The sequence below is a fragment of the Oscillatoria sp. FACHB-1406 genome, from assembly GCF_014698145.1.
Lineage (GTDB): Bacteria > Cyanobacteriota > Cyanobacteriia > Cyanobacteriales > Spirulinaceae > FACHB-1406.
This window is the reverse complement of the sequence record NZ_JACJSM010000001.1, coordinates 274,714-300,321: the sequence shown is the minus strand read 5'-3', so window position 1 is coordinate 300,321 and position 25,608 is coordinate 274,714. Positions and strand designations below refer to the sequence as shown.

General features: G+C 48.4%; 19 protein-coding genes and 2 pseudogenes. 8 read left to right on the top strand and 13 right to left on the bottom strand.

The genetic code is table 11. The annotated features are described in order from the left end of the window. Positions 1-8 precede the first annotated feature (8 nt). Complete coding sequence (locus tag H6G50_RS01335; protein WP_242032658.1) at positions 9-1,430, bottom strand: hypothetical protein; 1,422 nt, start codon at positions 1,428-1,430, stop codon at positions 9-11. Positions 1,431-1,607: 177 nt separating this feature from the next. Next, positions 1,608-2,228, bottom strand: a complete 621-nt coding sequence (locus H6G50_RS01330) for an FMN-dependent NADH-azoreductase (protein ID WP_190712495.1) — start codon at positions 2,226-2,228, stop codon at positions 1,608-1,610. A gap of 100 nt (positions 2,229-2,328) precedes the next feature. On the opposite strand from H6G50_RS01330, the gene H6G50_RS01325 reads away from it, so the two are divergent. Then, positions 2,329-3,366, top strand: a complete 1,038-nt coding sequence (locus H6G50_RS01325) for an aldo/keto reductase (RefSeq protein ID WP_190712493.1) — start codon at positions 2,329-2,331, stop codon at positions 3,364-3,366. Positions 3,367-3,890: 524 nt separating this feature from the next. Here H6G50_RS01325 and H6G50_RS01320 read toward each other — a convergent pair. Together H6G50_RS01320 and H6G50_RS01315 are read right to left on the bottom strand one after the other, a co-directional pair. Next, entirely contained in the window at positions 3,891-5,003 is a 1,113-nt protein-coding gene (locus H6G50_RS01320; RefSeq protein WP_190712491.1) for a GTP-binding protein, read from the bottom strand. A gap of 201 nt (positions 5,004-5,204) precedes the next feature. Then, positions 5,205-6,098, bottom strand: a pseudogene (locus H6G50_RS01315) (transposase); the annotation flags it as partial. Positions 6,099-6,258: 160 nt separating this feature from the next. On the opposite strand from H6G50_RS01315, the gene cysS reads away from it, so the two are divergent. After that, positions 6,259-7,719 carry a cysteine--tRNA ligase gene (gene cysS, locus H6G50_RS01310; protein WP_190712490.1) on the top strand — a complete coding sequence of 487 codons (1,461 nt, stop codon included), beginning with the start codon at positions 6,259-6,261 and terminating at the stop codon, positions 7,717-7,719. A gap of 126 nt (positions 7,720-7,845) precedes the next feature. On the opposite strand, the gene H6G50_RS01305 is transcribed toward cysS, so the two are convergent. Then, complete coding sequence (locus H6G50_RS01305; protein WP_190712488.1) at positions 7,846-8,355, bottom strand: DUF4149 domain-containing protein; 510 nt, start codon at positions 8,353-8,355, stop codon at positions 7,846-7,848. Between the two features lie 186 nt (positions 8,356-8,541). Here H6G50_RS01305 and H6G50_RS01300 point away from each other — a divergent pair, with 186 nt between their 5' ends. Further along, a complete protein-coding gene (locus tag H6G50_RS01300; protein ID WP_190712486.1) occupies positions 8,542-9,801 on the top strand; it encodes an ATP-binding protein in 1,260 nt (419 codons plus the stop codon). 31 nt (positions 9,802-9,832) lie between these two features. On the opposite strand, the gene H6G50_RS01295 is transcribed toward H6G50_RS01300, so the two are convergent. Both H6G50_RS01295 and glnA read right to left on the bottom strand, forming a co-directional pair. After that, positions 9,833-11,473, bottom strand: coding sequence for a TolC family protein (locus H6G50_RS01295; protein WP_190712484.1), 1,641 nt, complete (start codon positions 11,471-11,473; stop codon positions 9,833-9,835). A 286-nt stretch (positions 11,474-11,759) separates the two neighbouring features. Beyond that, positions 11,760-13,187 carry a type I glutamate--ammonia ligase gene (glnA, locus tag H6G50_RS01290; RefSeq protein ID WP_190712482.1) on the bottom strand — a complete coding sequence of 476 codons (1,428 nt, stop codon included), beginning with the start codon at positions 13,185-13,187 and terminating at the stop codon, positions 11,760-11,762. 373 nt (positions 13,188-13,560) lie between these two features. Between glnA and apcB the strand changes: the two genes are divergently transcribed. Continuing rightward, a complete protein-coding gene (apcB, locus tag H6G50_RS01285) occupies positions 13,561-14,070 on the top strand; it encodes an allophycocyanin subunit beta (protein ID WP_190713002.1) in 510 nt (169 codons plus the stop codon). Between the two features lie 67 nt (positions 14,071-14,137). Here the strand turns inward: apcB and malQ are convergent, their stop codons facing one another. Together malQ and H6G50_RS01275 are read right to left on the bottom strand one after the other, a co-directional pair. After that, entirely contained in the window at positions 14,138-15,643 is a 1,506-nt protein-coding gene (gene malQ, locus H6G50_RS01280; protein ID WP_190712480.1) for a 4-alpha-glucanotransferase, read from the bottom strand. 289 nt (positions 15,644-15,932) lie between these two features. After that, entirely contained in the window at positions 15,933-18,029 is a 2,097-nt protein-coding gene (locus H6G50_RS01275) for a S8 family serine peptidase (protein ID WP_347239843.1), read from the bottom strand. 76 nt (positions 18,030-18,105) lie between these two features. Between H6G50_RS01275 and H6G50_RS24015 the strand changes: the two genes are divergently transcribed. Then, entirely contained in the window at positions 18,106-18,843 is a 738-nt protein-coding gene (locus H6G50_RS24015; protein ID WP_242032657.1) for a hypothetical protein, read from the top strand. A 494-nt stretch (positions 18,844-19,337) separates the two neighbouring features. Continuing rightward, positions 19,338-19,889 (top strand): hypothetical protein, encoded by a 552-nt coding sequence (locus H6G50_RS01265; RefSeq protein WP_190712478.1) that lies wholly within the window; start codon positions 19,338-19,340, stop codon positions 19,887-19,889. A 117-nt stretch (positions 19,890-20,006) separates the two neighbouring features. Here the strand turns inward: H6G50_RS01265 and H6G50_RS01260 are convergent, their stop codons facing one another. From H6G50_RS01260 to H6G50_RS01250, 3 genes are all read right to left on the bottom strand, one after another. Next, positions 20,007-20,342 (bottom strand): type II toxin-antitoxin system HicB family antitoxin, encoded by a 336-nt coding sequence (locus H6G50_RS01260; RefSeq protein ID WP_190712476.1) that lies wholly within the window; start codon positions 20,340-20,342, stop codon positions 20,007-20,009. 331 nt (positions 20,343-20,673) lie between these two features. Continuing rightward, positions 20,674-23,301 carry an ATP-dependent chaperone ClpB gene (gene clpB, locus H6G50_RS01255; protein ID WP_190712473.1) on the bottom strand — a complete coding sequence of 876 codons (2,628 nt, stop codon included), beginning with the start codon at positions 23,299-23,301 and terminating at the stop codon, positions 20,674-20,676. 298 nt (positions 23,302-23,599) lie between these two features. Further along, on the bottom strand, positions 23,600-24,394 hold the full coding sequence (locus H6G50_RS01250; RefSeq protein ID WP_190712471.1) for a Uma2 family endonuclease: 795 nt from the start codon (positions 24,392-24,394) through the stop codon (positions 23,600-23,602). 163 nt (positions 24,395-24,557) lie between these two features. On the opposite strand from H6G50_RS01250, the pseudogene H6G50_RS01245 reads away from it, so the two are divergent. Then, positions 24,558-24,974: pseudogene (locus H6G50_RS01245) on the top strand (XisH family protein). After that, complete coding sequence (locus H6G50_RS01240; protein WP_190712470.1) at positions 24,962-25,297, top strand: XisI protein; 336 nt, start codon at positions 24,962-24,964, stop codon at positions 25,295-25,297. Before H6G50_RS01245 ends, H6G50_RS01240 begins: the two are co-directional and overlap by 13 nt. 102 nt (positions 25,298-25,399) lie before the next feature. On the opposite strand, the gene H6G50_RS01235 is transcribed toward H6G50_RS01240, so the two are convergent. Then, positions 25,400-25,573 (bottom strand): hypothetical protein, encoded by a 174-nt coding sequence (locus H6G50_RS01235; protein ID WP_206756555.1) that lies wholly within the window; start codon positions 25,571-25,573, stop codon positions 25,400-25,402. Positions 25,574-25,608 lie beyond the last annotated feature (35 nt).

Here is a 25,608-nt window from a genome sequence, read left to right as displayed (position 1 = left end):
AGCTAAATTCAACTCAAAAGATCGGAAGTCAGCCAGTTAGGATGGGAAGGTTGTTGACCGCAGAGGGCAGCTTTACGACTCTCGAATAAGGAGATCGTTCCATCGATCGCAACTTGGAAGAGTTGGGGATCGAACTCGGCGATGAACTCCTCGGAAGAACATTGATTCTTAAAGAAATCCTTCGCGCGATCGCACAATCGTTGCGCTTCTTTAAAACCAACCGACTTGACAATAAAGGTTGCCAAGGGCGAATGCTTCAAGTCGTAAGCAGAGGTACTAGCGCGACCTTTTTCTAAAACCTTCAGCGCTTCTCGCTCGCGAGTCGTTTTCGGTTGATAGGGATTGGGAACTGCGGGCAGAAAACTCTCGAAATGGTACATTTCCGAACCCGGTCCGGGCAATTCTCCGACTAACGTTGCCAGAGAAATATCTTCTCCCAAACGTAAGGAGAGACATTCTAACAGCGCGATCGAGAGCAATTTACAACTTAAATAAATTCGCGCCACCTCAATATTTTCCCGAGCCGTTGCCCGCCAAGACTGATACGTGGCTTCGTCAGGTTCTCCCTGAAATTGTCGAAACACGACATCGGGATTGAGAAAACAGAGAAACCCTTCCATCTTTTGTAATGCAATGCGGTACTGGCGCACCGTATAAGAACCTGGAGCCATCAAATGATGGTTAGTTTCCGGCAGCAAGTTCCAAGTATTGTCGAGAAAGTCTCCCGCTTGGGGGTAAGCAAAACTGATCACATCGCGATTGGCGACGCGCACGGCTTTTTTGACCGTCTCGACCAATTCCTCCTCGCTTAACGGTTCTTCGAGTTCGCAGTTTGCTGTTTTTAAGCGTGCGAAGAGTAGTTCGCTTACCGTTTTCCCATCTTCTCTCGGGCTTCTGAAGGGAATCGTCGCTTCGATGCAAGCAATAATTTGTAGTAAATGCTGCGGGCGCAAGAGTGGCTGGAGTGCTTTTGCCGCCACCAGCGCGCTGAGGAATTCATTTTGTCCGGCAAAGGGATTGAGCGCTTGTCCGGGGACAAATCCAAAGACGTTTGCTGTCATTTCAAAGCAGGGATCTGGCGGCAGTTCGTGTGCTTTGCGAATCTCTAGTTGTCCCTCAGTTTCCTTGCTAAAGGGGGCAATGTAGTAACTGAGGTTAAAGTTGATGCTGCGATCGACTTGAACGTAAACAACATCGTGAAAAAGTGCTGCGAGGACTTCGATTGCATCCTCAGTACCGCCGACTTCAAAGATATGTTCGGGCGTGTGAAAATAGCGCCAAGGCCCCATCATCGGTCGAACGATAAGGTCGGCGATTTCGGCGAGCGCTTCCAGTGTGATTTCGACTTCAAGCTGACAAGCAGCCCAACTGACTTTCTCCAAGCAACCCTGGTAAGCTTGTTCGCGATTCATCGAGAGTTGCTGTTCCATAGAGCTTCTACCAATCGAACTCCTCGAAGGTTAGAACTATTGTGCGGCTACAACGATCCTATACTAATTGAATTGTAGTGCTGAACCCAACGAGATACTCTTTTCGATTATGCCTCGCCGTCGCGCCGCTTGCTACAGTCTTGGGGAGGAAACCCCGAAGCGAGTTTTCCGAAAGGCTTACCAGCTTTCCAGCAGCGCTGAGATCTCATCCTGCACTCGATTCAACCTGCGATCGCGCGCTTCCTCTCCCATCGATAAGCCATCGGCATGAATAAAGCTAATATCGGTCACGCCGATTAAGTTAAAGATTGCCCGGAGGTAGGGGGCTTGGAAATCAAAATCGGCCATCGGTGAGTTATCGGCATAGATTCCGCCCCGCGCCGTAATAACTAACATTTTCTTGCCGTTGACCAAGCCTTCGTAACCGTTCTCGGTAACTTTAAAGGTGCAGTTCACGCGCACGATTTGGTCGATATAAGCTTTGAAAACGGAGGGAACACTTAAGTTGTACATGGGAATGCTAAAGACGTAGCGATCGCACTCCAACAATTCCTCAATCAACACATTCGACAGTTGAATCGCTGCGGTCAGGTCGGGCGTGTGTTGGGCGGGCGGCGTAAAAGCTGCCATAATCCAGGATTCGTCAATGTGGGAAATCGGATTGCGCCCAAGATTGCGGTAAACCACTTCATCGTCGGGATGGGCTGCTTGCCAAGCGCCAATAAACTCCCCTGCAAGGCGACCAGAGACAGAATGCTGACCGCGAGGACTTGAATCGAGGTGCAAAATTTTCGTCATAATCTTCGGATTTTTGAGATCGCAATCTTTTCGGAAGGATTAGACCGAGCAATCAACCTTTAAGATTTTAACAAGCAAAGTTCGCGAGAGCCGAAAACAAATGAAATACAACAAACTAGGTGACAGCGACCTCCAGGTGTCAGAAATCTGTTTGGGAACGATGACCTTCGGACAGCAGAACACCGTCGAGGATGCCGCCGAACAACTCGATCGCGCGATCGCGGGCGGGGTAAACTTTATCGATACGGCCGAAATGTACCCCGTTCCCGGACGGGCGGAAACGCAGGGAAAAACGGAGGAATATATCGGCGAGTGGTTAGTCCGGCAACCGCGCGATCGTATTATTCTCGCCACCAAAATTGCCGGCCCCGCCCCCCATATAAAATGGATTCGGGGCGAAAAAAATCGCCTCGATCGCGCCAACATCGAACAAGCCGTCGAAACCAGCCTCAAACGCCTTCAAACCGACTATATCGACCTCTACCAAATTCATTGGCCCGATCGCTACGTTCCCCTCTTCGGCGCGCCACCCTACGACCCCAAAAACGAGCGCGATACCGTACCCATCGCCGAACAACTTGAAGCCTTTGCGCCCCTGATTGCCGCCGGAAAAATCCGCTACTTGGGGTTAAGCAACGAAACACCCTGGGGAGTCTGCGAATTTTGCCGCCTCGCCGAACAGTTGGGCTTACCGAAAATCGTCTCGATTCAAAATGCCTACAATCTCACCAATCGCATCTTTGAGATTCACCTTTCCGAAACCTGTCGCTTCCAAAATGTCGGCTTACTCGCTTATAGTCCCCTCGGTTTCGGCTTGCTAACGGGGAAATATCTCGAAGAAATTCCCGAAAATTCCCGCCTCGCTCTGTTCCAAGGATTCGGACAGCGCTACGATAAGAAAAATGCGAGCGAAGCAGTGCGGGCGTATGTCGAGGTGGCGCGCCAGTTTAACTTAAGTCCGGCACAAATGGCTTTAGCTTTCGTGCGATCGCGCTGGTTTGTCACCAGTACCATTATTGGTGCGACGAACATCCCCCAGCTAGAAGAAAATTTAGGCAGTCTTGAGGTCAATTTAACGGAGGAAATGTTAACCGCAATTAATGCCATTCATGCAAAATATCCCAATCCAACCCCGTAAAAAAGTCAATTAGAATCGCCTGGGCATAGCACTGCTCATGGGTGTCAACTTAAGCACGAGTGATTGTTATAGCGTCATCCCAGCCCTCACCCCCCCGACCCCCCTCTCCCAATTTTGGGCGAGGGGGGAGAAGAATTCTCTCTTGTGCTCCCCTCTCCCAGGGTTGGGAGAGGGGCTGGGGGTGAGGGCGATTCAACTTTCTGAGGGGGGTTTCACCCTAAGTTGACACCCATGAGCACTGCTATGCCCTAATCATTCTTCGTAGAGTGGGCAGCGCCCACCAGCCTTAAGTTAATGCAATTCAACTATGCCTTAAACCTTCGTAGAATGCTAACTCTTAAATAAGCAAGAATTAGCAAGCAAGTTGCTTTCTTGCAGTCTATTAAGCTTCCCAAACTAGCTTGAATTCGATCTAATACCAGATTGATGTGAAGCTGCATAGAATAAAAAGCAGAGTGTATTAGCGAAGCGTAACGCACCGTTATCCTAAAAATTTAGGAGAGTTAATTCTAGGCAAAGTTATCTTAAATTGGTATAACGCAAGCTTCTAATTGCTCGCGTAACTTCTGATGGTCTAAGTCCTGCCCGATGAGAACGAGTTGATTGTTCCGAGGCTTATTTCCCCAATCATCATCATCAATCGAAAAACGCTTGCCACTTAAATGGAAAATATGACGGTTCGGGCTTTCTTGGAACCAAAGAATTCCTTTTGCCCGGAACACATTACTCGGCAATTGATTGTCAAGAAAACTTTGAAACTTCCGAATATCTAAAGGCTTATCGCTTCTGAAAGATATGGAGGTAAACCCATCATTCTCTAAATGATTGGAGTGATGATGGTGGTGGTGGTGGTCATGGTCATGGTCGTGATGATGATGTTCCGGATTCTCGCAATGAGGATCGTGGCAATCGTGGTCGTGGTCGTGGTCGTGATGATGGTCGTGATGATGTCCGTGCGCATCCTCTGCTTCTTCATTAAAATAGCGATCGGAATCAAACAAACCCACACTTAAAATTAACGGCAGCGGCACTTCCGCATTTTTCGATCGCAGAATTCTGGCATCGGATTTAATGCTGCGAATTCTAATTTCTAAAGAATCGACATCGCCTTCATCCACCAAGTCGATCTTATTTAAAATAATCGCATCGCCGTAGGCGATTTGACTGTAGGCAGCTTCGCTATTAAATAAATCTAAGCTAAAATTTTCTGAATCGACGACTGTAACGATCGAGTCCAAGCGCGTCATATCGCGCAACTCCGTGCCTAAAAATGTCAGCGCCACCGGCAACGGATCCGCCAGCCCCGTCGTTTCTACCACTAAATAATCGATCTTATCTTCCCGTTCGAGAACGCGATAAACGGCATCAACTAAATCTTCGTTAATCGTGCAACAAATACAGCCATTGCTCAACTCCACCATATTTTCATCGGTGGTGACAATCAGTTCGTTATCGATGCCAATTTCTCCGAACTCATTGACGAGAACTGCCGTTTTTAAACCCTCTTGATTGGATAAAATATGATTGAGCAATGTGGTTTTACCGCTTCCCAAAAATCCCGTAATAATGGTTACGGGTAAACCGTGCTTGGAAGAATCCATTTCTGTAGCGGCAGCGCGAGATTCAACAGATGACATAGTGAGTGAATAGTGAATAAAGAATAGAGTGAATGCTGAAAGTTGCTGAAATTAGGGGAAGAATCTCCAACATTCGATGAAAGTAACCTTCGCGCTAATGACCTAAGTCCTTATTTAAGCGCTTTGGGCAAGTACCGTCGATCTTGTCGATCGTTGATTGGGAGTAGCGATCGCGTAGATTTCGCTTGCAGTCCAAGTACGGAAAGTTGTCCCGGCGGCATCGCTAATAGATTTAGCCAAATGCCGATTTTTAATCATATTCCTCACCCTCAGATCTTCATAAGCCACCAAGTCGTTAGACTGGACTACGCATCTTGCCAACTTCACAGCAAAATCTTTACGTTGGATGGTGCTTACTTTGAGGCACTTTCTTGCCAGTCTATTTCTAAACTTAGCTCGATTTTTCGACCCTTTTTGGGTCTTAGACAGACGACGAGAAAGACGTTTAAGCAACTTCTCGCTCTTTCTCAGATGCTTTGGGTTTTCAACTGTTTGCCCATTACTATCGGCGTAAAAATTAGTCAGTCCAACATCAAGACCAATAGTTTTAAAGGTTGGTTCTTTTTTCTCAAGCCTTTCTTGGTTGATGCAAAACTGAACATAGTAGCCATCTGCACGATGAACCACTCTGACTCGTTTGATTTGCTTCAACTGATAGAAATGCAAATCGCGACTACCCCACATCTTGAAAATACCTGCACCAAACCCATCAGTAAAAGTGATGTATCTTCTGTCTTCAGAAAGTTTCCAGCCCGTGGCTTTGTACTCAACAGAACCATGAGTCTGTTCTTTTTTGAATTTTGGATAGCCCTTTTTCCCTGGTTTGTTCTTTTTGCAGTTATTAAAGAATCTGGCAATTGCCGACCATGCTTTTTCAGCCGAAGCTTGTCTAGCTTGAGAGTTGAGTTGACCTGCCCAAGCAAATTCTTTCGCTAAAACAGCACAATATGCACTCAAATCGTATCGTCCGATATCGCGGTTATCCATCCAGTATCTCAGGCAAGAATTGCGGACAAAACGAGCAGTGCGAATAGCTTCATCAAGCTTGCCATACTGCTCTTTCAATCCCTCAAGTTTTGCCTCAAGTACCAACATGGTTACGTCGCTTGGTCTGACGTATGCTATTCTATCACAGATATTGAAAAAGCCGTCCTAGAAGGATGTAGCTCTAAACCCAAATTTTTGGTGACATTATCTTATCTTGACAGACGCGATCGCGATAACAGCGCCCTATAACTAATAACTAATAATTGAAATGATCGCCCTCTACAACACCCTCACTCGTCGCAAAGAAGCCTTTCAACCGCTCGAATCGAATAAGGTGCGAATGTACTGCTGCGGGATTACCGCCTACGATTACTGCCATCTCGGTCATGCGCGGACGTGCTTGGTGTGGGATGTAGCGCGCCGCTACCTTCAATGGCGCGGGTTTGAGGTGACATACATTCAAAATTTTACCGATATCGACGATAAAATTCTCAAGCGCGCGCGCACCGAAGAAACGTCGATGGAAGCAGTAGCCGAACGTTTCATCGCCGCCTATTTTGAAGATTTAGAACGCTTGCAGATTGGTAAGGCGGATGCTTACCCGCGCGCTACGCATACCCTCAACGGAATTAAACGCTTGGTAACGGAGTTAGAAGCGAAGGGTTACGCCTATCCTTCCGGTGGCGACGTTTACTACTCGGTGCGGAAATTTGCCGACTACGGCAAGCTATCCGGGCGCAAGTTCGAGGAAATGCAAGCCGGGGCAAGCGGGAGAGTGGAAGTGCAAGATCCCGAGGAAGCAAAGAAGCAGGATCCCTTTGATTTCGCCCTCTGGAAGGGTTCAAAACCGGGCGAACCGTCTTGGGAGTCGCCTTGGGGGGCGGGCCGTCCGGGATGGCATATCGAATGTTCTGCTATGGTACGCGATCGCCTCGGCGAAACGATCGATATTCACGTCGGCGGTAGCGATTTAATTTTCCCCCACCACGAAAACGAAATCGCCCAATCGGAAGCGGCGACGGGCAAACCTTTAGCCCGGTATTGGATGCACAGCGGTATGGTGCGCGTTGGTGGCGAAAAAATGTCTAAATCGTTGGGAAATTTCACCACGATTCGCGATTTACTCGATGGTAAAGGTTCGGTAATTTCCGAAATTGTCGATCCGATGGCAGTGCGTTTATTTATCTTACAAACTCACTATCGCAATCCTTTAGATTTCACGCCCGAAGCGTTGGAAGCGGCAACAAATGGCTGGCACACGCTGCGAGAGGGATTGTTATTCGGACAGCGGTATGGGGAAAAGTTGGGCTGGAACGGCGATAAAACGAACGAAGCTTTACAGGAACGTTTTGCCGAAGCGACGGATGACGATTTAAATTTTGCGGGCGGCCTCGCGGTCTTATTTGAAGTTGCGAAGGAGTTGCGAAAAGAAGGGAATTTACTCGTCCATGAAGGTAAAACGGAAACGCCCGCCGAAGTTTTGGAAGGGCAGTGGCGAACGTTAGTTGAGTTGTCGTCGGTGTTGGGATTGGCAGCGGAATTAGAAGCAGAAACCGAGGTAAAATCTGGGTTGGGCGAGGCAGAAATTGAGGACGCGATCGCGCGTCGTACTGCTGCTAAGGGGGCTAAGAATTTCGCAGAAGCCGATCGCATCCGCGACGAATTAAAGGCGCAGGGCGTATTATTAATTGATAAACCGGGCGGCGTGACCTTGTGGCATCGGGAGTAAAGATTTGGAAGGGAACCTAAAACCCCTCTTCCAGATCTGAAAGAGGGGTTTTGATGAAAGCTTTTAAGGGGTTTATATTCCCGCTAAGACATTCCTAAAAAGTTAGTGCAATTTAAACTCAAATTGCTACACTAACGAACAAGAACTGCGGTAACACCAGCGCAATAAAGTTGCCCCAACGACTAACTTCACCAATTCTGCTACCCAGTAAGCGCCGTGCATTCCTGCCATTGCAGGAGACATTCCGCTACTGGTTTCAAATAAGTTGAGTTGCAGTCCCAAGCTGCTCAGTTGCGGGGTAAAAATGTAGGTATAGATAATGGCAATGGTTAGCAAGAGGACAGATAGGGGAACTGCCCAGCGTTGCGAGTGGGAAGGGAGAAGTTGGCGATTCCGCAGGGTTAAGATACCCGTGAGAACTAATGCGCCGCACAGGAGTTCGATACGATTGAATAGACCAAAGATTGTATAACCCGCGCTTGCGAACCCAGAATCCGACATCATTCCGGTCGCAAATAAACCAGGAACAATGACAAAATCTAAGAGTAAGCTACCACTCATCCAAAATCCCAAGGAAAATAAAACGATGGTTTGCCAGTTGATTCGTTCGGAGCGGTTGCTAGCAAGAGAATTCATGCTTTTCTTCCTCGATTTAACTTTTTCTAGTTTAACCAGTTTTTGAGAGTAAAAGCGTCAAAAAACGTAAATTATTATTGCAAGAAAGGCGGCTTACTGGTTTTTAGTTCTAAAAATTATTTCAGAAGGTAACAGAAATATAATAAATATTAACCAACAATGGGTAAAAGTACGGGTGAGCAATAAATGAACGGGCGATCGAGTTCAGTATTTTCGTTGTACGAACTGGCATTAGGCGAGTCAGTACGAGCGCCGATAGTATCGCGTGCGGTGCTGGAGAGCGCGATCGCGTCTTGTCTCGATCTGTTGCTGGAAACCGAAATTACGGTAACGTTATGGTTGAAATTGCCGCCAACAAGCCAATGTTGGCAGGAAATCGCGCATTATTGGACGCAAAAAGGAACGGCAGAGTCGATTTACCTGCTGGGGGAAGGAGCGCTCGATCGCGCCAGAGAACTGTTACTCCCCGCGATCGCGCTATCATGGCCGAGCGAAATCCCGGAAGAATGGCTTTTCTTCGCGCGATCGCCGCAGCTATCCCTCCTAATTGTCGCGCGCGCTCAACAAAGGAACGAGGAACGGTATTCTTTGATCTGGAGCGCAGATGCAAAGACGATCGCGCCAGTAGAAGCTGCGCTCCGCGAAGCCCATCCCATCGGGAACGCGCGCATCTTGGCAAGCCAACAACTGTTATATCCCGTACCCGATCCGGTGCGCCTCAGCCAGATCTTACTCTCTCGCTTAGAGTCCCTCACCCGGCAACAAACCCCCGAAACCATTAGCTCGCTTTTCGTGGCGCGGGGATTGCAAGAGTTGAGCAACACGCTAACGCGCATGAAAACCGCCCTCAGTTTATTAAGCTCTCCCGCTCTCAAATTAGTGCAACGCCAGCGCTATGTTGCCCTCCTCCAACAAGAGTGCGATCGCCAAAACGCCCTCATCGGCGGAATGCAGGCTCTCGTCGAACTCGAGGACGAAACCGAAACCGCAGAACGATTACCCCTAGGCGATTTTGTCCCCAGTATCGTCAGCACGTACCAGCCCCTAGCAATGGAAAAAGGAATTAAACTCGGTTATACCATTCCCGCCAAACTGCCACCCGTTCGCTTTCCTCCCAACTCCTTACGGCAAATTATCCTCGACATCCTCAACAACAGCTTGCGCTTCACGCCACAGAACGGGAGCGTTAGCGTTCGCGCTTCGGAATCGGGCGACTTCGTACAACTTGCTTTTGAAGATACCGGTATTGGGATTGCACCCCAGGAAGTCGGGAAAATTTTTGACTGCTTCTATCGCGGGCGCGGTAATTCCGATAACAGCGAAGCGGGTGTAGGGCTGGGTTTAACTCGCGTTCGGCAAATCCTGCTGCGGTATGGTGGTTCGATCGCAGTATCCAGTCAAGTCGATCGCGGTTCGACGTTTAAGGTGTTATTACCGAAAGCTTGAACTCGCTTAAACTCAGCAACCGTCGTTCTACTTAGCCCGAACTAGCGTTAACTTCAATCCCCCAACGATTGAGCGTATTGCCCGTCGCTAAATCTAGCCGCGCGATCGCATTGAGGCAGGCGATCGTAGCATTCAATTCGTCTTGCTGGGCGTTAACAAGCTCGCTATACCAGCCCTCCAACGCACGCCCATCGCTGCCTTGATTCGGGGTGGTTTGGGCTTCCTGCCGGACTTTACGGGCGAGTTGAAGTTGTTTGAAACTTAAATCTAACTCCCGAACGCGATCGCTCAGTTCCAGTTGCAGGCGATTCGCCAACACTTCCCGAGAATGGTTTGCTTGCGCAAGGGCTTGGCGATAGGATTCGAGATCGACTTCTGAAGGCGAACCTCCTTTCTCATCCCCTTGCTTATTATCGGCTGCAACCGCGAGGGTTTCAGCTTGCTGGAGGGCAACTTTAGCGCGTTCGACTTCGAGTTGACTTTGCAGGTAATCGGGACGATTGGCAAGCATAAATTGCTGCAAGGCGCTCTCGTCAAGGGGAAAGGGTTCGATCGCGTTCGGAACGACAGTGGCCACGGGTAAGGCGCGATCGAGCTTGAGGCGGTTGCTCAGTTCCGCCCGGATGTTCTCCAAATCAGCCTTAGCCTGCTGCCAGCGCGCGTCTGAAGGCTGAAGCGATTGGCTGCGAGCGCGATCGAGGGCTGATGCTTCAATGGCGACTCTCGCTTGCGCTTGCAAGAGTTTGCGGTAGTTCATCCCCACCTCTGCAATCGTCTCTTCTAACATTTGTCGCGCGGCTAACCGATTCGACTGTTCCGTTAATCGAGCGGTTTGCAGTGCTGCAAGATTATCGCCTGCATCCGGCGGTAGGGGTTGCAGTAATTGAGTAATAATTTGCTGGCTGAGGGAGGGAAACTGGGGATTGGATTCCGCTTCGCCCGGTAACGCCCCCGGAGCGTAATTGATACCCGCAGCAGCAGGAATTTTTAGGGCGAGGTTTTCCCCGAGTTTTAAGGTTGTGGCGACGGGTTGGCGATCGCTTGCTTCTGCATTAGCAGGCTGAGATCGCGACGCTAAGTAACTGCGAGCGCTATCGGAATCCCGAACTAGGGCGAGGGCGATCGCATCGGTTAGGGAGAGTGGTAGTTCTTGTTGGGGAGATTGCAGAGGTGAAGCAGGAGAGGGCAGCGGTTGCGCGGCGTTATCGGGCGGAATGCGAAACTTGGCCTGACGTTTTGAAGGGGTATTGAAACGAGGTTGACTCTCGCCTGTTGGGGAAGTTCGAGATCTGGCGAAACTCCCAAACCCAGTGAGGGGGAAAAGAGGTTTTGGGTTAAAACCTATTGTCGAGTTGCTTCGCCCAAACTCTTTATCGTTGCGATCGCCAGAAGATAAGGAATTGGGAAGAGGAGAAGGGTCCCGAATGGCTAAAAGCTTATCGCGGTATTTCGCCGGAACATCGAAAATACTCGGTCGTTCGTCGCTCGGCGCGATCGCTTCCGGGCTGTTCGCCTCGTCGGAGAGAGAGGCGCGCGGTGGAGGAGAGGAACCTTGGATGGCAAACGCAACTGTAGTAAACGTCCCTAACGTCGCTACCGCGATTGCTCCGGCCCGCGAACTCAATATGCGTCGAAGTCTTAGTTTTAACAGTGCGAGATCGTACTCATTCATGGTAATCGCCCCAGCAGGTTGCTTGCCGCCCGATACATTTTAGCCATTATTGGGGAATTTGTATCGCTTTAGCTGAGGTCTTAAACTGATTTTTCTTCAGCCCCGAACGCTCGAAAAAAATCGCCTCCTCAATAGGGAGGCGATTATCTGCTTATACCAGATTGATATGAAGCTGCATAGAATGAAAAGTAGGGTGTGTTAGCGAAGCGTAACGCACCGTTATCCTAAGAATTTAGGAGAGTTGATTCTAGGCAGCGCAATCTTAAATTGGTATTAGCAGATTGGTTTAGCAGTCGTAGTAGAGTGCGAACTCGTAGGGATGCGGGCGCAGGCGCATCGGGTTAACTTCATTGTCGAGTTTGTAGGAAATCCAGTTATCGATGAAGTCTTCGGTAAAGACACCGCTATTGGTTAAGAATGCGCGATCGTTTTGCAAGCATTCGAGGGCATCTTCGAGAGAACCCGGCGTGCTAGGAATCTTGCTCAACTCTTCGGGTGTTAATTCGTAGATATCGACATCGAGGGGTTCGCCCGGGTCGATTTCGTTCTTAATTCCGTCGATACCGGCACACAGCATCGCTGCGAAAGCGAGGTAAGGGTTGGCAGTTGCATCGGGGCAGCGGAATTCTAAGCGCTTGGCTTTAGGATTCGTACCGGAAAGGGGAATGCGAACCGAAGCCGAACGGTTTCCTTGGGAGTAAGCGAGGTTCACCGGCGCTTCAAAACCCGGAACCAAACGCTTGTAGGAGTTGGTTGTCGGGTTGGTGAAGGCAAGCAGTGCAGGCGCGTGCTTGAGGATACCGCCGATGTAGTTCAGCGCCATTTTGCTCAAGTTTGCATAACCTTCGTCACCCCAGAATAGAGGTTGCCCGTCTTTCCAGATCGATTGGTGCGTGTGCATCCCAGACCCGTTATCGTTGAACAGGGGTTTGGGCATGAAGGTGACGGTTTTGCCGTATTTCTTAGCGACGTTTTTAATGACGTATTTATAGGTCATTAAGTAGTCTGCTGCTTCAACGAGGGTGGCGAATTTAATGCCGAGTTCGTTTTGTCCGCCCGTCGCGACTTCGTGGTGATGCTTTTCGATCGGAACGCCGCACTTTTCTCCCATCGTCAGCAGCATTTCAGTGCGCATATCTTGGATGGTGTCGGTGGGAGCGACGGGGAAGTAACCTTGTTTGTAACCCGGTTTGTAGCCTAGGTTTCCGCCTGCTTCTTCGCGTCCGGAGTTCCAGCGTCCCTCAACGCTATCGACGTAATAAAAGCCTTTGTTTTCGGTTTGGTCAAAACGCACGTCGTCGAAGACGAAGAATTCGGCTTCCGGGCCGAAGAAGGCGGTGTCGCCAATGCCGGTAGACGCGAGGAAATCAAGGGCTTTTTGAGCGATGCTGCGCGGATCGCGGCTGTACCATTCGCCGGTACGGGGTTCTTTGATCGAGCAGATCATGCTCAGGGTTTTTTCTTGATAGAAGGGGTCGATCCAAGCGGTGCTAGGATCGGGAACCATCGACATATCGGATTCGTTGATGGCCTTCCAACCCCGAATACTGGAGCCATCAAAGGCTACGCCGTCTTCAAAGGAGCTTTCGTCAATCTGATCGTAGTAGAACGAACAGTGCTGCCAGATTCCTGGCATATCGATGAATTTAAGGTCGATGATTTTGATGTCTTCATCCTTAATCATCTTGAGAATGTCTGCCGGGGTCTTCGACATAGGATGGCTCCTTCCGTTTTTCCTATTTTGAGTCTCGGACGATCCTAGGAAGAGTGTCGCCCATAGTTTTGTATATATCGCTACAAAATTCTATTGTGCAGATTTTGTTAATGGTTTGGAAAACGATTGGAAAGCAGGGTTTATGGAAGTGCGATCGCTTACTGGGTTAATGGGCGGGCAGCGAGGGATTAAACTAAAGATTGCCAACTTTATGTAAAGAAATGTATCAAAATTAGGGGAATGAGAGGGTTGCAGCGGGGAAGCGATCGCGAGCAGCCAACGCTGTGGGATGATGGTTAGTTAAAGCTAAACAGTCGGAATGGCTTTGTGTAAAAGCCGATCGCAAAAAAAAGTTGTTTGGGAGCGCTATTTTATGAGAGATGCGATTACAAACCTGATTAAAAACTACGATATTGCAGGTCGTTACCTAGATCGCAACGCGATCGACAGTCTCAAATCTTACTTCCAGTCCGGTACGGATCGGATCGCCGTCGCGTCGATGATTACAGCCAATGCAGCGACGATTGTTAGGCAGGCTGGGGCAAAATTGTTCGAGGAAGTTCCCGAACTGCTTCTTCCCGGCGGATATGCTTACACCACTCGTCGCTATTCGGCTTGTCTGCGAGACATGGATTACTATCTGCGCTATGCCAGTTATGCGCTGGTTGCTGCTGATACTAATGTTCTCGACGAGCGCGTACTGCAAGGATTGCGGGAAACCTATAATTCTTTGGGCGTACCCATCGGTCCAACCGTTGTTGGGATTCAGTTGATGAAAGACGCGATCAAGGATATGGCTTTCGATGCTGGTATCGAGAAGACGGGTTTTGTAGACGAACCGTTCGATCATCTGACTCGCGAACTCAGCGAACGGGACGTTTAGGGTTAAGAACTCAGATCGAGCAATGTATCGCGCTTTCAAGCAGGAAAGCGCGATTTTTTTTGTGCAATTAATAAGGGGCGCGACCGTAAATGCTTGTCAGATATTTTAAGCGATCGCACCATTCGGGTTTTAAGTCTTCTGCGCGATAGCGCCAACTCCAGTTCCCTTGCGCCGTTCCGGGTAAGTTCATCCGCGCGTCGTTACCGAATCCCAAGACATCTTGCAGGGGAATGATGGCGCAATTGGCAACGCAGGAGAGGGCAAGACGAATTAAACTCCAGTGAATGCCATCTTCGCACAGACAACCGAGGTAATCGATGACGCGCTGCTGTTGGTCGTGCGATCGCGCGTAAAACCACCCGACTGTCGTATCGTTATCGTGAGTTCCCGTATAAACGATGCAGTTGCGATCGAAATAATTAAAAGGCAAGAAGCCATTACCGCTATCGGAATCGAAGGCAAATTGCAAGACTTTCATCCCCGGAATCTCGTATTTCTCCCGCAGCGCATCGACTTCTGGCGTAATTACCCCTAAATCTTCCGCGACAATTGGCAACTTTCCGAGTTCCGCTTCCAACGCTTCAAAAAATGCGTCGCCTTTTGCCTTAACCCATTGTCCTTTTGTCGCCACTTTAGCCCAACCGGGAACTGCCCAAAATGCTTCTAGCCCGCGAAAATGATCGATGCGGATAATATCAACGTAATCGAGCATTCCTTCAACGCGTTGAATCCACCATTTAAAGTGTGTCCGTTCGAGGTATTGCCAGTTATAAACTGGATTTCCCCAAAGTTGTCCCGTTTCGCTGAAATAATCGGGGGGAACCCCCGCCATCATTGCGGGTTTGCCAGTTTTAACGTTGAGAACGAAAATTTTCGGATCCGACCAAACATCAGCACTATCGGCAGCGACATAAATGGGAACATCGCCGAAGATTTGCACGCCTTTGTCGTTCGCGTAACGCTTTAAGGTTTGCCACTGCCGGAAGAATTCGGATTGAACGTACTCGTGGAAGTAGACGCGATCTTCTAAGCGATCGCTCCACTCTTTTAGGGTATCGCGATCGCGATCGCGCAACGCCGGTTCCCAATCCTGCCAACTCGCTCCATTATGCGCTTCTTTGAGCGTCATAAATAAAGCATAATCTTGCAACCAATAGGCATGAGTTGTACGAAAAGCCTCGAATTCTTCGTGGCGTTCCGGCGAACCTCCCGCACGAAAATTATCGCAGGCTTTTTGCAGCAGGGGCATTTTTAGGGCAATGGCGCGATCGTAATCCACCCGTTCGGGGGAAAAGTCGGGCAAATTGGCAAAATCTTCTTCTGAAAGTAAGCCTTCTGAAGCCAACCACTCTAAATTAATTAACAGTGGATTTCCGGCAAATGCTGAATAGCATAAATAGGGTGAATTTCCGTACCCCGTTGGACCGAGGGGTAAAATTTGCCAAACTTGCTGGCCGCTTTCTGCCAGGAAGTCAATGAAGCGATAGGCCGATTCGCCGAGATCGCCCACGCCAAACCGTCCGGGAAAAGAAGTAGGATGAAGAAGAATTCCGCTGCTTCGTTTCAATAACATTGAAAATAATGACTAATTGATAATGGACAATGGATAATTTATCATGAGTCTGAGAGACTTGTGAATTTAATTTTCCCGCTGCTATCCTGCGTTAAAATCGAGCGATCGAAATTGACAACGGAAATCTTAATAATAGAGCCATTGCCGTAATAATAGGATTGTTTACGCTTTAAACTTTAATCCTAATATTCCAGTCTAATTGTTGATTAGATATTTATACCTATTTAAAGCCTTCAATCATTTTTAATTGTCCATTATCAATTATCAATTGTCAATTAACAATTAACAATTAACCCAATTGTAATTCCCAACTTTGCAAAATTCCCGTATCGCCGATCGCGCAATCCACGATCCATAAGTCCCAATTTCCCGCCCTTGCTTGTCCCAAAGCCTGTTGCAGCGCCGGAGTCGAGAGGGCCGTATACGTTCGACGCAGTAGGGTGTTTGCACCAAGAGTCCGACCTTGCAGCAAGATCGCACCTCCCGAAGGCGGACGCAAATAAATCTCCAAATCGCCTAGAAATTCGTGATCGATCGCAACGCTAACTTGAATATCCCCCACCGTTCCCGCACCACTCACCGCAATGCGGCTGAGAATCCCTGCTTCATTTCCATCGGGAATGGCGAGAGAGGGGCGACTGACGGCACTAATGGGGGAGGATGCGGAAGGCAGGGTTTGAAGCTGTTCCCGCGCCAATTTCACCGCTTTGAAAGCATTAACGCGACCGGCTCCAAACCACTGAGAACGACCATTTTGGTCGTAGGTTCCGAGCCTCATTCCCAACTGCGGATCGGAATTCGGATCGATGATTTTATCAGCACTTTGTTGCAAAATTTGCTTGACTTGCACGGCGTTCAGTTCGGGATTTGCCGAAAGAACGAGGGCTGCAACGCCAGCAACAACTGGAGTTGCACTAGATGTGCCGCCAAAATCGCCCGTAAAATCGCTGACATCATATCCGGCGTTACCGACGCGATCGCTTGTAAAAATGCCCTGTCCCGGCAAATTCGCCGCGATCGCAGGAGCCGTATAAATATACCCCGTTTGCTCGAACCAAATCCCCGGTGGCGCGTTATTACTCGGCGCGCACAAGGCAATTTCTGCGCCCCAATTGCTGTAAGCGGCTTTATGAGAGAGGCTGGTACTCGCCGCAACCGCGATAACGTCAGGATGGGCAGCAAATCCGCACAACCATTGCGTCGGCCCTTGCAAAACATTTTGCGGCCACTCGCGCTCGAAAATCTTACCATTCACCGGACGATTGGAATTGCCCGCCGCAAACAGAACCACGCAACCTTTACCGTTGCGTCCTTGCGTCGTGACGCGGTGGAGGGCGGCGCGCTGGCGCAGAGACAGGGGAAAGTTAATCGTTGCCGCCCCCCAACTGCAAGACAGCACGCTTGCACCTTTTGCGATCGCCCAATCGCACAAATCTTCAATCGAACTGTCATCTAAATAGCCCGTGGTGCGAATTGGCATCAACGCACAACCGGGCGCAACCCCCACAATCCCTTTCCCATTTTCCTCAGCAACAGCAACGCCCGCACAAGCGGTTCCATGATTGTCGTCGTCGGATTCGGGGAGGGGCAAAAAATCATTATCGCGAAGATCGCGAGGGCTAACGATCTTACCTTTACCCTGAAAGTCGGGATGGTTGAGATCGATGGAATCGTCGGCAATCGCTACGACTACCGTTCGTTCGCCGCGCGTTATATCCCACGCTTTCTCGACTTCGATGTGAGAATTGGCAGCAAGTTGAGAACCGCCTTGATTGTAGAGATACCATTGTTTGGGATAGAGAGAATCTTTGGGGCGATAAAAGCGATCGCGACGGACGATAATGTTAGCTTCTGCGGTCAAAATTTCCGGTTGTCCGCTGAGTCGATTGGCGATTTTGAGCGGGTTTTCGGCGGTTTGGGTGGTGAGGCGATAGACGAAAGCGTTGGGGATGCCTTCAATGGCTTGTTGACGTTGGAGTTGCCAGGGCGCAACTAAGGCTGCGATCGCGTCAGCAGCGAGATCTGGGGTAAATTGGAGCGTCAGTTCGTCAGTTAGGTAAACGTAGGTATCGGCGCTGTTAGCCATGCGGTAGACGTGACTGGCAAAGGCGATACTATCGAGGCGGCGCGCGATCGCCATTGCCTCCTCGAGGCGTTCTGAGGCAACGCGAACGATAAAGAGTTCGGTTTGGGGAATTGGGCGTGTTGCGATCGCGCCAATCGCTTCTGGAACGGCGGTTTGCGGCGCGCGCAACTTCACGGTAAAGCGATCGCGCGCCTTGGTTAAAGGCAATTCCCCACCGCCGCGCTGTAAGATCGCACCGATATTCTCTTCCGCTACGCCCGCCATTTCCGAGCTAGCGGGAACTTCAAACTCGGGATTCAACGTCAACAACCCTCATTCGTCAGGATTAGTTCCCATGATAAATAAACAATGGCTCGCGTTCGTTGAAATAAAACAAATGCTAAGATACCTCCAGACAAATTCAACGCTGTGTTATTATTTCAAACTGCAAAATTTAATGTTAGTCGCTAAGCATAACCATTTTCCTAACTTGCGCTTCGGTCTGCTCCTCGTCATTGCTTGTAGCTTAGGCTTGACAACGCCAGTTTCCGCTCAATACCGCACTCGAGTCATTGAAGAAGGCGAACAGCCCCCCACTGATAATATGGTACCGGCAGCGACTCCCGCGCCCGATGCACCCTTCGTACTGCCGACTCCAGAAAGCATTCCCGCGCCCCCGCCTAGCGATCCGAATAATTTGCGCTCCCTCTCCCAGTCCAATAACTTGTTAAGCTTGCAAGGCGGACAGCGGTTGATGGAAGATGCCAGCAGCGCGATCGGTTCGCAGAACTACTCCCTCGCCGTGCAAAAACTCCAGGAAGCTCGCCAAGTTTACAATCAACTCTCTGGATTATACGGGCAACTCGCCGATACTTTTTCCGGAATCGACAACCGCATTTCTGAAACACAACGCACGAATGCCTTGAATACCGCAGAAATGCGCGATCGCGCCACCTACCAACTCGCCCTCGTCCATCGCGCCCAAAATCGCCCCGAACTCGCCGTTCCCCTCTTAATTCAAATCATCAAATCGCAAAATCCAACGACAGATTTAGGGAAAAAAGCCTTCCAGCAATTGTATGAGTTAGGGTTTGTCGATTCGCCTTTCCCGCGCCCGCGCGCAGTGGCTCCTTAATCATTAAAAAGTTGGACTCGTCATTGGCTCATTTAAGCCAAGCAAAACCGATTTTTCATGTCTGAAATATAGCGTTTTTCAAAGGAATGAGGTACAAAAATTGAAATTAGATGAGTAGGGGCGAATGCCATTCGCCCGCGCGGTGTACCTCACGCCAACGAAAAATGCTATACCCTTCTTCTGTCGCTTTGCGAATCATCTCTAATTCCTACCAAACTGAGATGAAGTTGCATTGCCTAAACAGTAGAGCCTATGGAAGAGGGATAGATTGAATTCTGTATTTATACGCTTTTCCTACAAGATAGGGAGAGCCAAGGTTAATTTTGAATCGCCTCTTTCGCTGCCTTAACTAGCACTTTATCAATCCAAGCATTGATACTTTTATCTTCCTCAATTTCAATTAAAGCCCTATATCTTTGGTCTTCCGCATCTCGATCGTTGTCTTAAAAGTTCAGAAAGGCAGAGGAATTAATACATGAGGTCTTTTTGAAACCATGAGCGAAAATTTAGCTGCCACATTAGGGGAACTACAATCACAAATCTATTGGCTACATGATGCTGAAAATTTTTCAGAATTAGCCTTAGCCGCTGCTCAAATTTATCAAAAACTTGGTTATGGTGAAGAACAAGCTCAAACCGCAGGTCAGTTAATTAGTGAAGCCTATCAATTAGCCGATCGAGCAAGCTTAGCCCAAGAAGCGGGTCATAGCGATCGAGAAATGCAGTTTTACGATCGAGTTAATAACAAATTGACTGAAGTTGAAATAATATTAGATTATTCAAGACGTATAGCTAGACATCAAATGGAGTGGTGGCGGCACTTCCGTCATAAACGAAAATTTCAAGTGCTTCGACATCTTTTTTTACAAAACTTGAAAGCAGTAGGGTTTAGAAATATCTGGACTGCCCTTAAACTGACCTATTTTTTGCAAGAAATAGGGAGAGTTCACAAACAGCGAGATTTAGAAACGACCAAACGCAATGCCAAAAAATATTGGTACGAACTCCTGAAAACTAAACCGTTGCAGTATCCTTATCTGGGATAATGACTTCATCGCTCCGTCACTCTGCTCGGTAATGATGTAGATCGCTACTTTAAACGTGAATGTACGTTTCTAAATAAACCAAAGTCTCTGCTGGTGGGCGCTGCCCACCCTACTAGACTACTCCTTAATTGCCTCTTTCGCTGCCTTTGCCACCACTTCATCCATCCAGGAATTAATACTTTTATTCGCTTTCCTTGCCGCCATATAAATCTGACGATGAATTTCTGGCGTTGTCCGAAAGGGGAGCTTTCCTGAAAAGGGTTTATCCGGTTTTTCACCTAATTCTTCACACCATTCCAAGTAATCGTCTACCGAGTCTTGAAAGGCGTGGCGCAACTCATTAACGGTGTTACCTTGAAACGTAATAACATCTTTTATCCCTAAAACTGTACCGAATAAACTACTAACATCTTCATCAATTTCAATTGAAGCTGTATATCCTTTGTATTCCATATCTTTATCGCTCTCGTACAAGTTTGGAGGGATTATAAAGACTTTGTTTACGGTTTGTTTTTATTTATTTTTCGGGACTCTTATTCATAGTACACCCAGCGGGCGAATACCATTCGCCCCTACGGAGCGGCGTTTAATTTCGAGGCGACCTCGAAATCCGCGTCCCTACCGATTTGATGTTTGGAACTGTACCTTACACAAACGAAAAACGCTATATAACAATGTTTACGTTTGGTTTACTTGTTTAAAATATGATTTTATGATATCAAAGTCAAGATACTGACAAAAAAAAGGGCGAATGCCATTCGCCCCTACCATCTGAATTCAACCCTTACGATTTCGCCAGCATCTCCAAACTGCTGGGCAAACGTTTAAACGTTAAGCGTTCCGATTCGACATCCACAAAGATGGTATCGCCACTCTTAAATTCGCCGCGTAGAATCGATTTCGCGATCGCGGTTTCTAAGTAGCGCTGCACCGCCCGTTTCAGCGGACGCGCGCCGTAGACGGGATCGTAGCCGATTTCTGCCAGGTAATCTGCCGCCGCATCGGAGAGTTTCAGCGAGAGTTTTTGCTCGGCTAAACGACTTCCCAAATGTTGAACTTGTAGGTTGACAATTTCGCGAAGTTGTGATTTAGCCAGTCCGTGGAAGATGATCATTTCATCAATGCGGTTGAGGAATTCGGGGCGGAAATTCGCCTGCATTGCTTCCAGCACGCGCGATCGCATTTCGCCATAATGACTCTCATCTCCCGCAACATCCAGGATATACTGCGAGCCGACGTTACTGGTCATAATCACGATGGTATTTTTGAAATCCACCGTATGTCCTTGAGAATCCGTCAAACGCCCGTCATCGAGGATTTGCAGCATGATATTAAACACATCCGCGTGCGCCTTTTCGATTTCGTCGAAGAGAATGACAGAGTAAGGACGGCGGCGAATCGCTTCAGTCAGTTGTCCGCCTTGTTCGTACCCCACATATCCCGGAGGCGCGCCCACCAAACGGGAAACCGCGTGTTTCTCCATATATTCAGACATATCGATGCGAACCATTGCTTCTTCAGTATCGAAGAGGTTGGCTGCTAGCGCTTTCGCAAGTTCGGTTTTACCTACGCCCGTGGGGCCGAGGAAAATGAAGCTGGCGATGGGACGTTTGGGATCGGAAAGTCCGGCGCGCGATCGCTGAATTGCATCTGCTACTGCCGTTACCGCCTCTTCTTGCCCGATGACGCGCTGGTGCAATTCATCTTCCAAATACAGCAGTTTTTCCTTCTCCGATTCCACTAACTTACTGAGAGGAATTCCCGTCCACTTCGAGATAATCTCCGCAATATCGCCCTCAAGAACTTCTTCCCGCAGCAACGATTTACCCGTCGTTTGAATCGCGGTTAACTTGTTCTCAGTCTCGCGATATTGGCGCTGCAAATCGGTCAGTTTTCCATAACGCAACTCAGCCGCACGATTGAGGTCGTAATCGCGTTCTGCTTGTTGAATTTCTAAGTTAGTATGGTCGATGGTTTCCTTAATCTTACGAATTTCGTCAATGACTTCTTTTTCTGATTGCCATTGCGCGTTGAGTCGAGATTGATCTTCTTTGAGGTTAGCGAGTTCCTTTTCCAACTTTTGGAGGCGTTCGCGAGATGCTTCATTGCTTTCCTTTTGCAGAGAAAGGCGTTCCATTTCCATCTGCAAAATTTTGCGATCGACTTCATCGAGTTCTTCCGGTTTGGAAGTAATCTCCATCTTTAATTTTGCCGCCGCCTCGTCTACGAGATCGATCGCTTTATCCGGGAGGAAGCGATCGCTAATATAACGGTTGGAAAGCATCGCCGCCGCTACCAGAGCGCTATCGGAAATTTTTACGCCGTGGTGAACTTCGTAGCGTTCCTTCAATCCGCGCAAAATCGAAATCGTATCGACGACATTAGGTTCGTCTACAAGAACTTCTTGGAAACGACGTTCTAATGCCGCATCTTTCTCGATATACTGACGGTATTCATCCAACGTTGTCGCACCGATACAGCGCAATTCGCCGCGAGCGAGCATCGGTTTCAATAAGTTGCCCGCATCCATCGCGCCTTGGGTTGCGCCCGCACCGACGACAGTATGAATTTCATCGATAAAGAGGATAATTTGACCGTTAGAATCGGTCACTTCTTTGAGAACCGCTTTGAGGCGTTCTTCAAATTCACCGCGATATTTTGCACCGGCAATTAAAGCGCCCATATCAAGACCGATGACTTTGCGATCGCGCAAGGATTCCGGAACGTCGCGACTGACAATTCGTTGGGCAAGTCCTTCCACAATTGCCGTCTTACCTACACCCGGTTCGCCAATTAAAACAGGATTATTTTTAGTGCGACGAGAAAGGATTTGAATTGTGCGGCGAATTTCATCATCGCGCCCGATAACGGGGTCGAGTTTTCCCTGTCTCGCCATCTCGGTTAAATCCCTACCGTAGCGTTCTAGGGCTTCGTATTTACCTTCTGGGTTTTGGTCGGTCACTTTTTGGGAACCTCGAATCTCTTTGATAGCAGTTCTTAACGTATCTTCGGTAATGCCGAATTCTTGGAATAATGCTTTACCAAAACGGTCATCTTTTGGGTAAGCAAGGATGAGATGTTCGATGGAGATGAAGTCATCCTCGAATTCCTTGCGGATATTTTCAGCGCGATCGAGTAAAGTATCTAAACTGCGCGCTAAATAGACCGATTCGCTTGGTTGCGAAAGTTTGGGCTGGCGGTTGATGAACTCTTCGGTTTTGTCGCGAAAACGCTGCACATTTCCGCCCGCTTTGGTTAGGATACTGGTGGCGAGTCCCTCTTCTTCGAGAAGGGCGCGCATCAGGTGTTCGCTTTCAATTTGCTGGTGTTTGTATTGTTTGGCAATATCTGGGGTGCGGACGATGGCAGCCCAAGCTTTTTCTGTAAATTGATTGGGATTAGTCGGTTGCATAGGTTGGAATGGTCGTTAGGACTATCTATAAAGCGGGTTCTGCACGGGCAAGAATCCAATTGACTGGCAGAATGATCCTATGTCCGAAAGGCGATTGAGTTCGACATTCTGCCTTGTGAATTCGCCACACCGTTATTGTACGGCGCGATCGCGTGCGTTGTCGTGCAGGAAAACCCTACCTAAAGGGGCTGGATTTCTCACCGGCTATTCTTTTGCCTCTCTCTCCAACTCAATGCAACTCGATTTAGCTTGCTGTGCTAAATAGTGTTACAATCTCGAGCTTAAAATTCCGCAAGCTTTACCCATTCTCCCCATCCGGTTCGATTCCTAACGCTCTTAATTGCGCTATTAAGCGTTCTGCGCGCTGTCGTTCGCTTTCAGCAAGTTGCTGCTGCTGTTCTGCGCGCTGTCGTTCGCTTTCAGCCCGTTTCCGTTCTCGTTCCATCGGCGTGAGTACCCAGCCTTCCGCATCATACCAGCGCAACCAACGATGTTCGATTCCGTCATACTCTCCTTCCCAAATCCCCAGCCCTAACTGAATCTCTGGCAGCCAAAAACGTTCGCTGTCCCCCACTTTTATCGCTTTGTAACCCCCTTCTTCCAGTTTAAAGGGTTGGAACATTTGGCTGTAGCGATCGAAGATTGCATAGTAGGGAATCTTGAGAATCTGTTCGTAAACTTCCCATTTCGTCGGCGGCGATTTTGCATCTCGCAAAGTTCGCCCTAAGTCTTCCTTTTCGGTTCCGGGAGAAAGTAACTCAACGACGATAAACGGAGTGACTTTTTCATCCCACACCACATAACTCAACCGCAAATCCCGTTCTTGATAAAGGCGCGGCACTCCCAAGACGGCGTACCAATCGGGGCGCTTGTACCAAAGCGTGTTATTGGAATCGTAGTAGAGATTGACATCGCTGCCGGTAAAGATGCGTTCTGGCGGATAATTGCTTGGAGAGAAGGTGTCGTCAAGCAGGCGAGGTTGAAAAACGTGGAAAGTGTCAGGCACTCCGGGTTCCTCTGGATTTTCACTGGGTAAATCGTACATCGTCGGCAGAACTTTGAGCGGCGATGCAGGGGAGTCGGGTTGGTACATTTTTGCAGATATCTCTGAGGAAGGGACGAGGCATCGCTTTTATTATAGAGCCGAGAACCTTAAGGTATAATCGCGCTTCAGTCGCACGAGCTACATTCCGTAAAATGCAGGCGGTCGCCGCGAGCGCTGTGTAAAATAAGTAAGGTTATAGACAATCGAAATTATGGCAGTTCGCGATCGCTTCCACTTTTGTGTAAAAAAAGGGTTACAAAAGGAGGAGTGGATAATTACAGATGACCCTCTTAAACTAGAAGTCGGAAGTGTTAAGCTTGAGATCGATTTGGGTGCAGAGTGCTTAATAGGAGCAGAGAAAGGTCGCTAAAAAATAGCGGTCGAGGTTAAAAGCTTTTTGGAAGAATCTTCCGTCAATGCTTACCATACTGCATTGGGTCAGTTTCTCAATTACAAGCTGGCTTTGGATTTTAGCGATCGCGATCGCGTACTGTATTTAGCTGTTCCTGTCGCAATCTACGAATCACTTTTCGAGCGCGAGTTTTTACAGGCTTCCGTGCAACGGTATCAAGTTCGATTACTTGTGTACGATCCGATACTGGAGGAAATTGTCAGATGGATAAGTTAGACTGCTATCGTCAATACCTTGAAAAATTGCTAATAAAATATTCAGAAGTAGCTCCCAATAGTGGAGAGATTGAGGTACAGGCTATCATCGATCGGGAGCGCGATCGCTATCTCATCATGGACGTGGGTTGGCAGGGAAATCGTCGAATTCATAGTTGCACTATGCACTTCGATCTTAAAGATGGCAAGATTTGGATTCAAGAGAATGCAACTGAAGCAGAACCCGGCAGGGAGTTAGTCGAAATGGGGGTGGCGCGAGAGGATATTATTTTAGGTTTTCAAATTCCCTACGTTAGAGCTTACACGGATTTTGGAGTAGCTTAATGCACGTTTTTTAAAACGAGAAGTCAACAAAACTTTATCAGATTTATGGCTAAAAAATAAAAAGTACACATTGCTATTTTTTGAAAAATTAACTATATAACGTTATTTCAATCGACCCAATTCAGCTAATGTATTAATTCGATTTTTGAGAGCAATTTTTTTCCCCGAATCGCCTGCGGGAAGCGGTTCAAAAGGATCGCAGGCGTTGTAGAAATCGTCGAGGAATTGTTCGGAGTTATCGATCGCGGCCATACCTTCGCAGCAGAGACTAACCAAAGTATAGGATAAATTTTGAAAGTGCGATCGCGCTC

Excerpts from the sequence above, each read along its gene's own strand:
- H6G50_RS01335 (WP_242032658.1), bottom strand. The coding sequence starts at position 1,430 with ATGGAACAGCAACTCTCGATGAATCGCGAACAAGCTTACCAGGGTTGC.
- H6G50_RS01330 (WP_190712495.1), bottom strand. The coding sequence starts at position 2,228 with ATGACGAAAATTTTGCACCTCGATTCAAGTCCTCGCGGTCAGCATTCT.
- H6G50_RS01325 (WP_190712493.1), top strand. The coding sequence starts at position 2,329 with ATGAAATACAACAAACTAGGTGACAGCGACCTCCAGGTGTCAGAAATC.
- H6G50_RS01320 (WP_190712491.1), bottom strand. The coding sequence starts at position 5,003 with ATGTCATCTGTTGAATCTCGCGCTGCCGCTACAGAAATGGATTCTTCC.
- cysS (WP_190712490.1), top strand. The coding sequence starts at position 6,259 with ATGATCGCCCTCTACAACACCCTCACTCGTCGCAAAGAAGCCTTTCAA.
- H6G50_RS01305 (WP_190712488.1), bottom strand. The coding sequence starts at position 8,355 with ATGAATTCTCTTGCTAGCAACCGCTCCGAACGAATCAACTGGCAAACC.
- H6G50_RS01300 (WP_190712486.1), top strand. The coding sequence starts at position 8,542 with ATGAACGGGCGATCGAGTTCAGTATTTTCGTTGTACGAACTGGCATTA.
- H6G50_RS01295 (WP_190712484.1), bottom strand. The coding sequence starts at position 11,473 with ATGAATGAGTACGATCTCGCACTGTTAAAACTAAGACTTCGACGCATA.
- glnA (WP_190712482.1), bottom strand. The coding sequence starts at position 13,187 with ATGTCGAAGACCCCGGCAGACATTCTCAAGATGATTAAGGATGAAGAC.
- apcB (WP_190713002.1), top strand. The coding sequence starts at position 13,561 with ATGAGAGATGCGATTACAAACCTGATTAAAAACTACGATATTGCAGGT.
- malQ (WP_190712480.1), bottom strand. The coding sequence starts at position 15,643 with ATGTTATTGAAACGAAGCAGCGGAATTCTTCTTCATCCTACTTCTTTT.
- H6G50_RS24015 (WP_242032657.1), top strand. The coding sequence starts at position 18,106 with ATGCTAAGATACCTCCAGACAAATTCAACGCTGTGTTATTATTTCAAA.
- H6G50_RS01265 (WP_190712478.1), top strand. The coding sequence starts at position 19,338 with ATGAGCGAAAATTTAGCTGCCACATTAGGGGAACTACAATCACAAATC.
- H6G50_RS01260 (WP_190712476.1), bottom strand. The coding sequence starts at position 20,342 with ATGGAATACAAAGGATATACAGCTTCAATTGAAATTGATGAAGATGTT.
- clpB (WP_190712473.1), bottom strand. The coding sequence starts at position 23,301 with ATGCAACCGACTAATCCCAATCAATTTACAGAAAAAGCTTGGGCTGCC.
- H6G50_RS01250 (WP_190712471.1), bottom strand. The coding sequence starts at position 24,394 with ATGTACCAACCCGACTCCCCTGCATCGCCGCTCAAAGTTCTGCCGACG.
- H6G50_RS01240 (WP_190712470.1), top strand. The coding sequence starts at position 24,962 with ATGGATAAGTTAGACTGCTATCGTCAATACCTTGAAAAATTGCTAATA.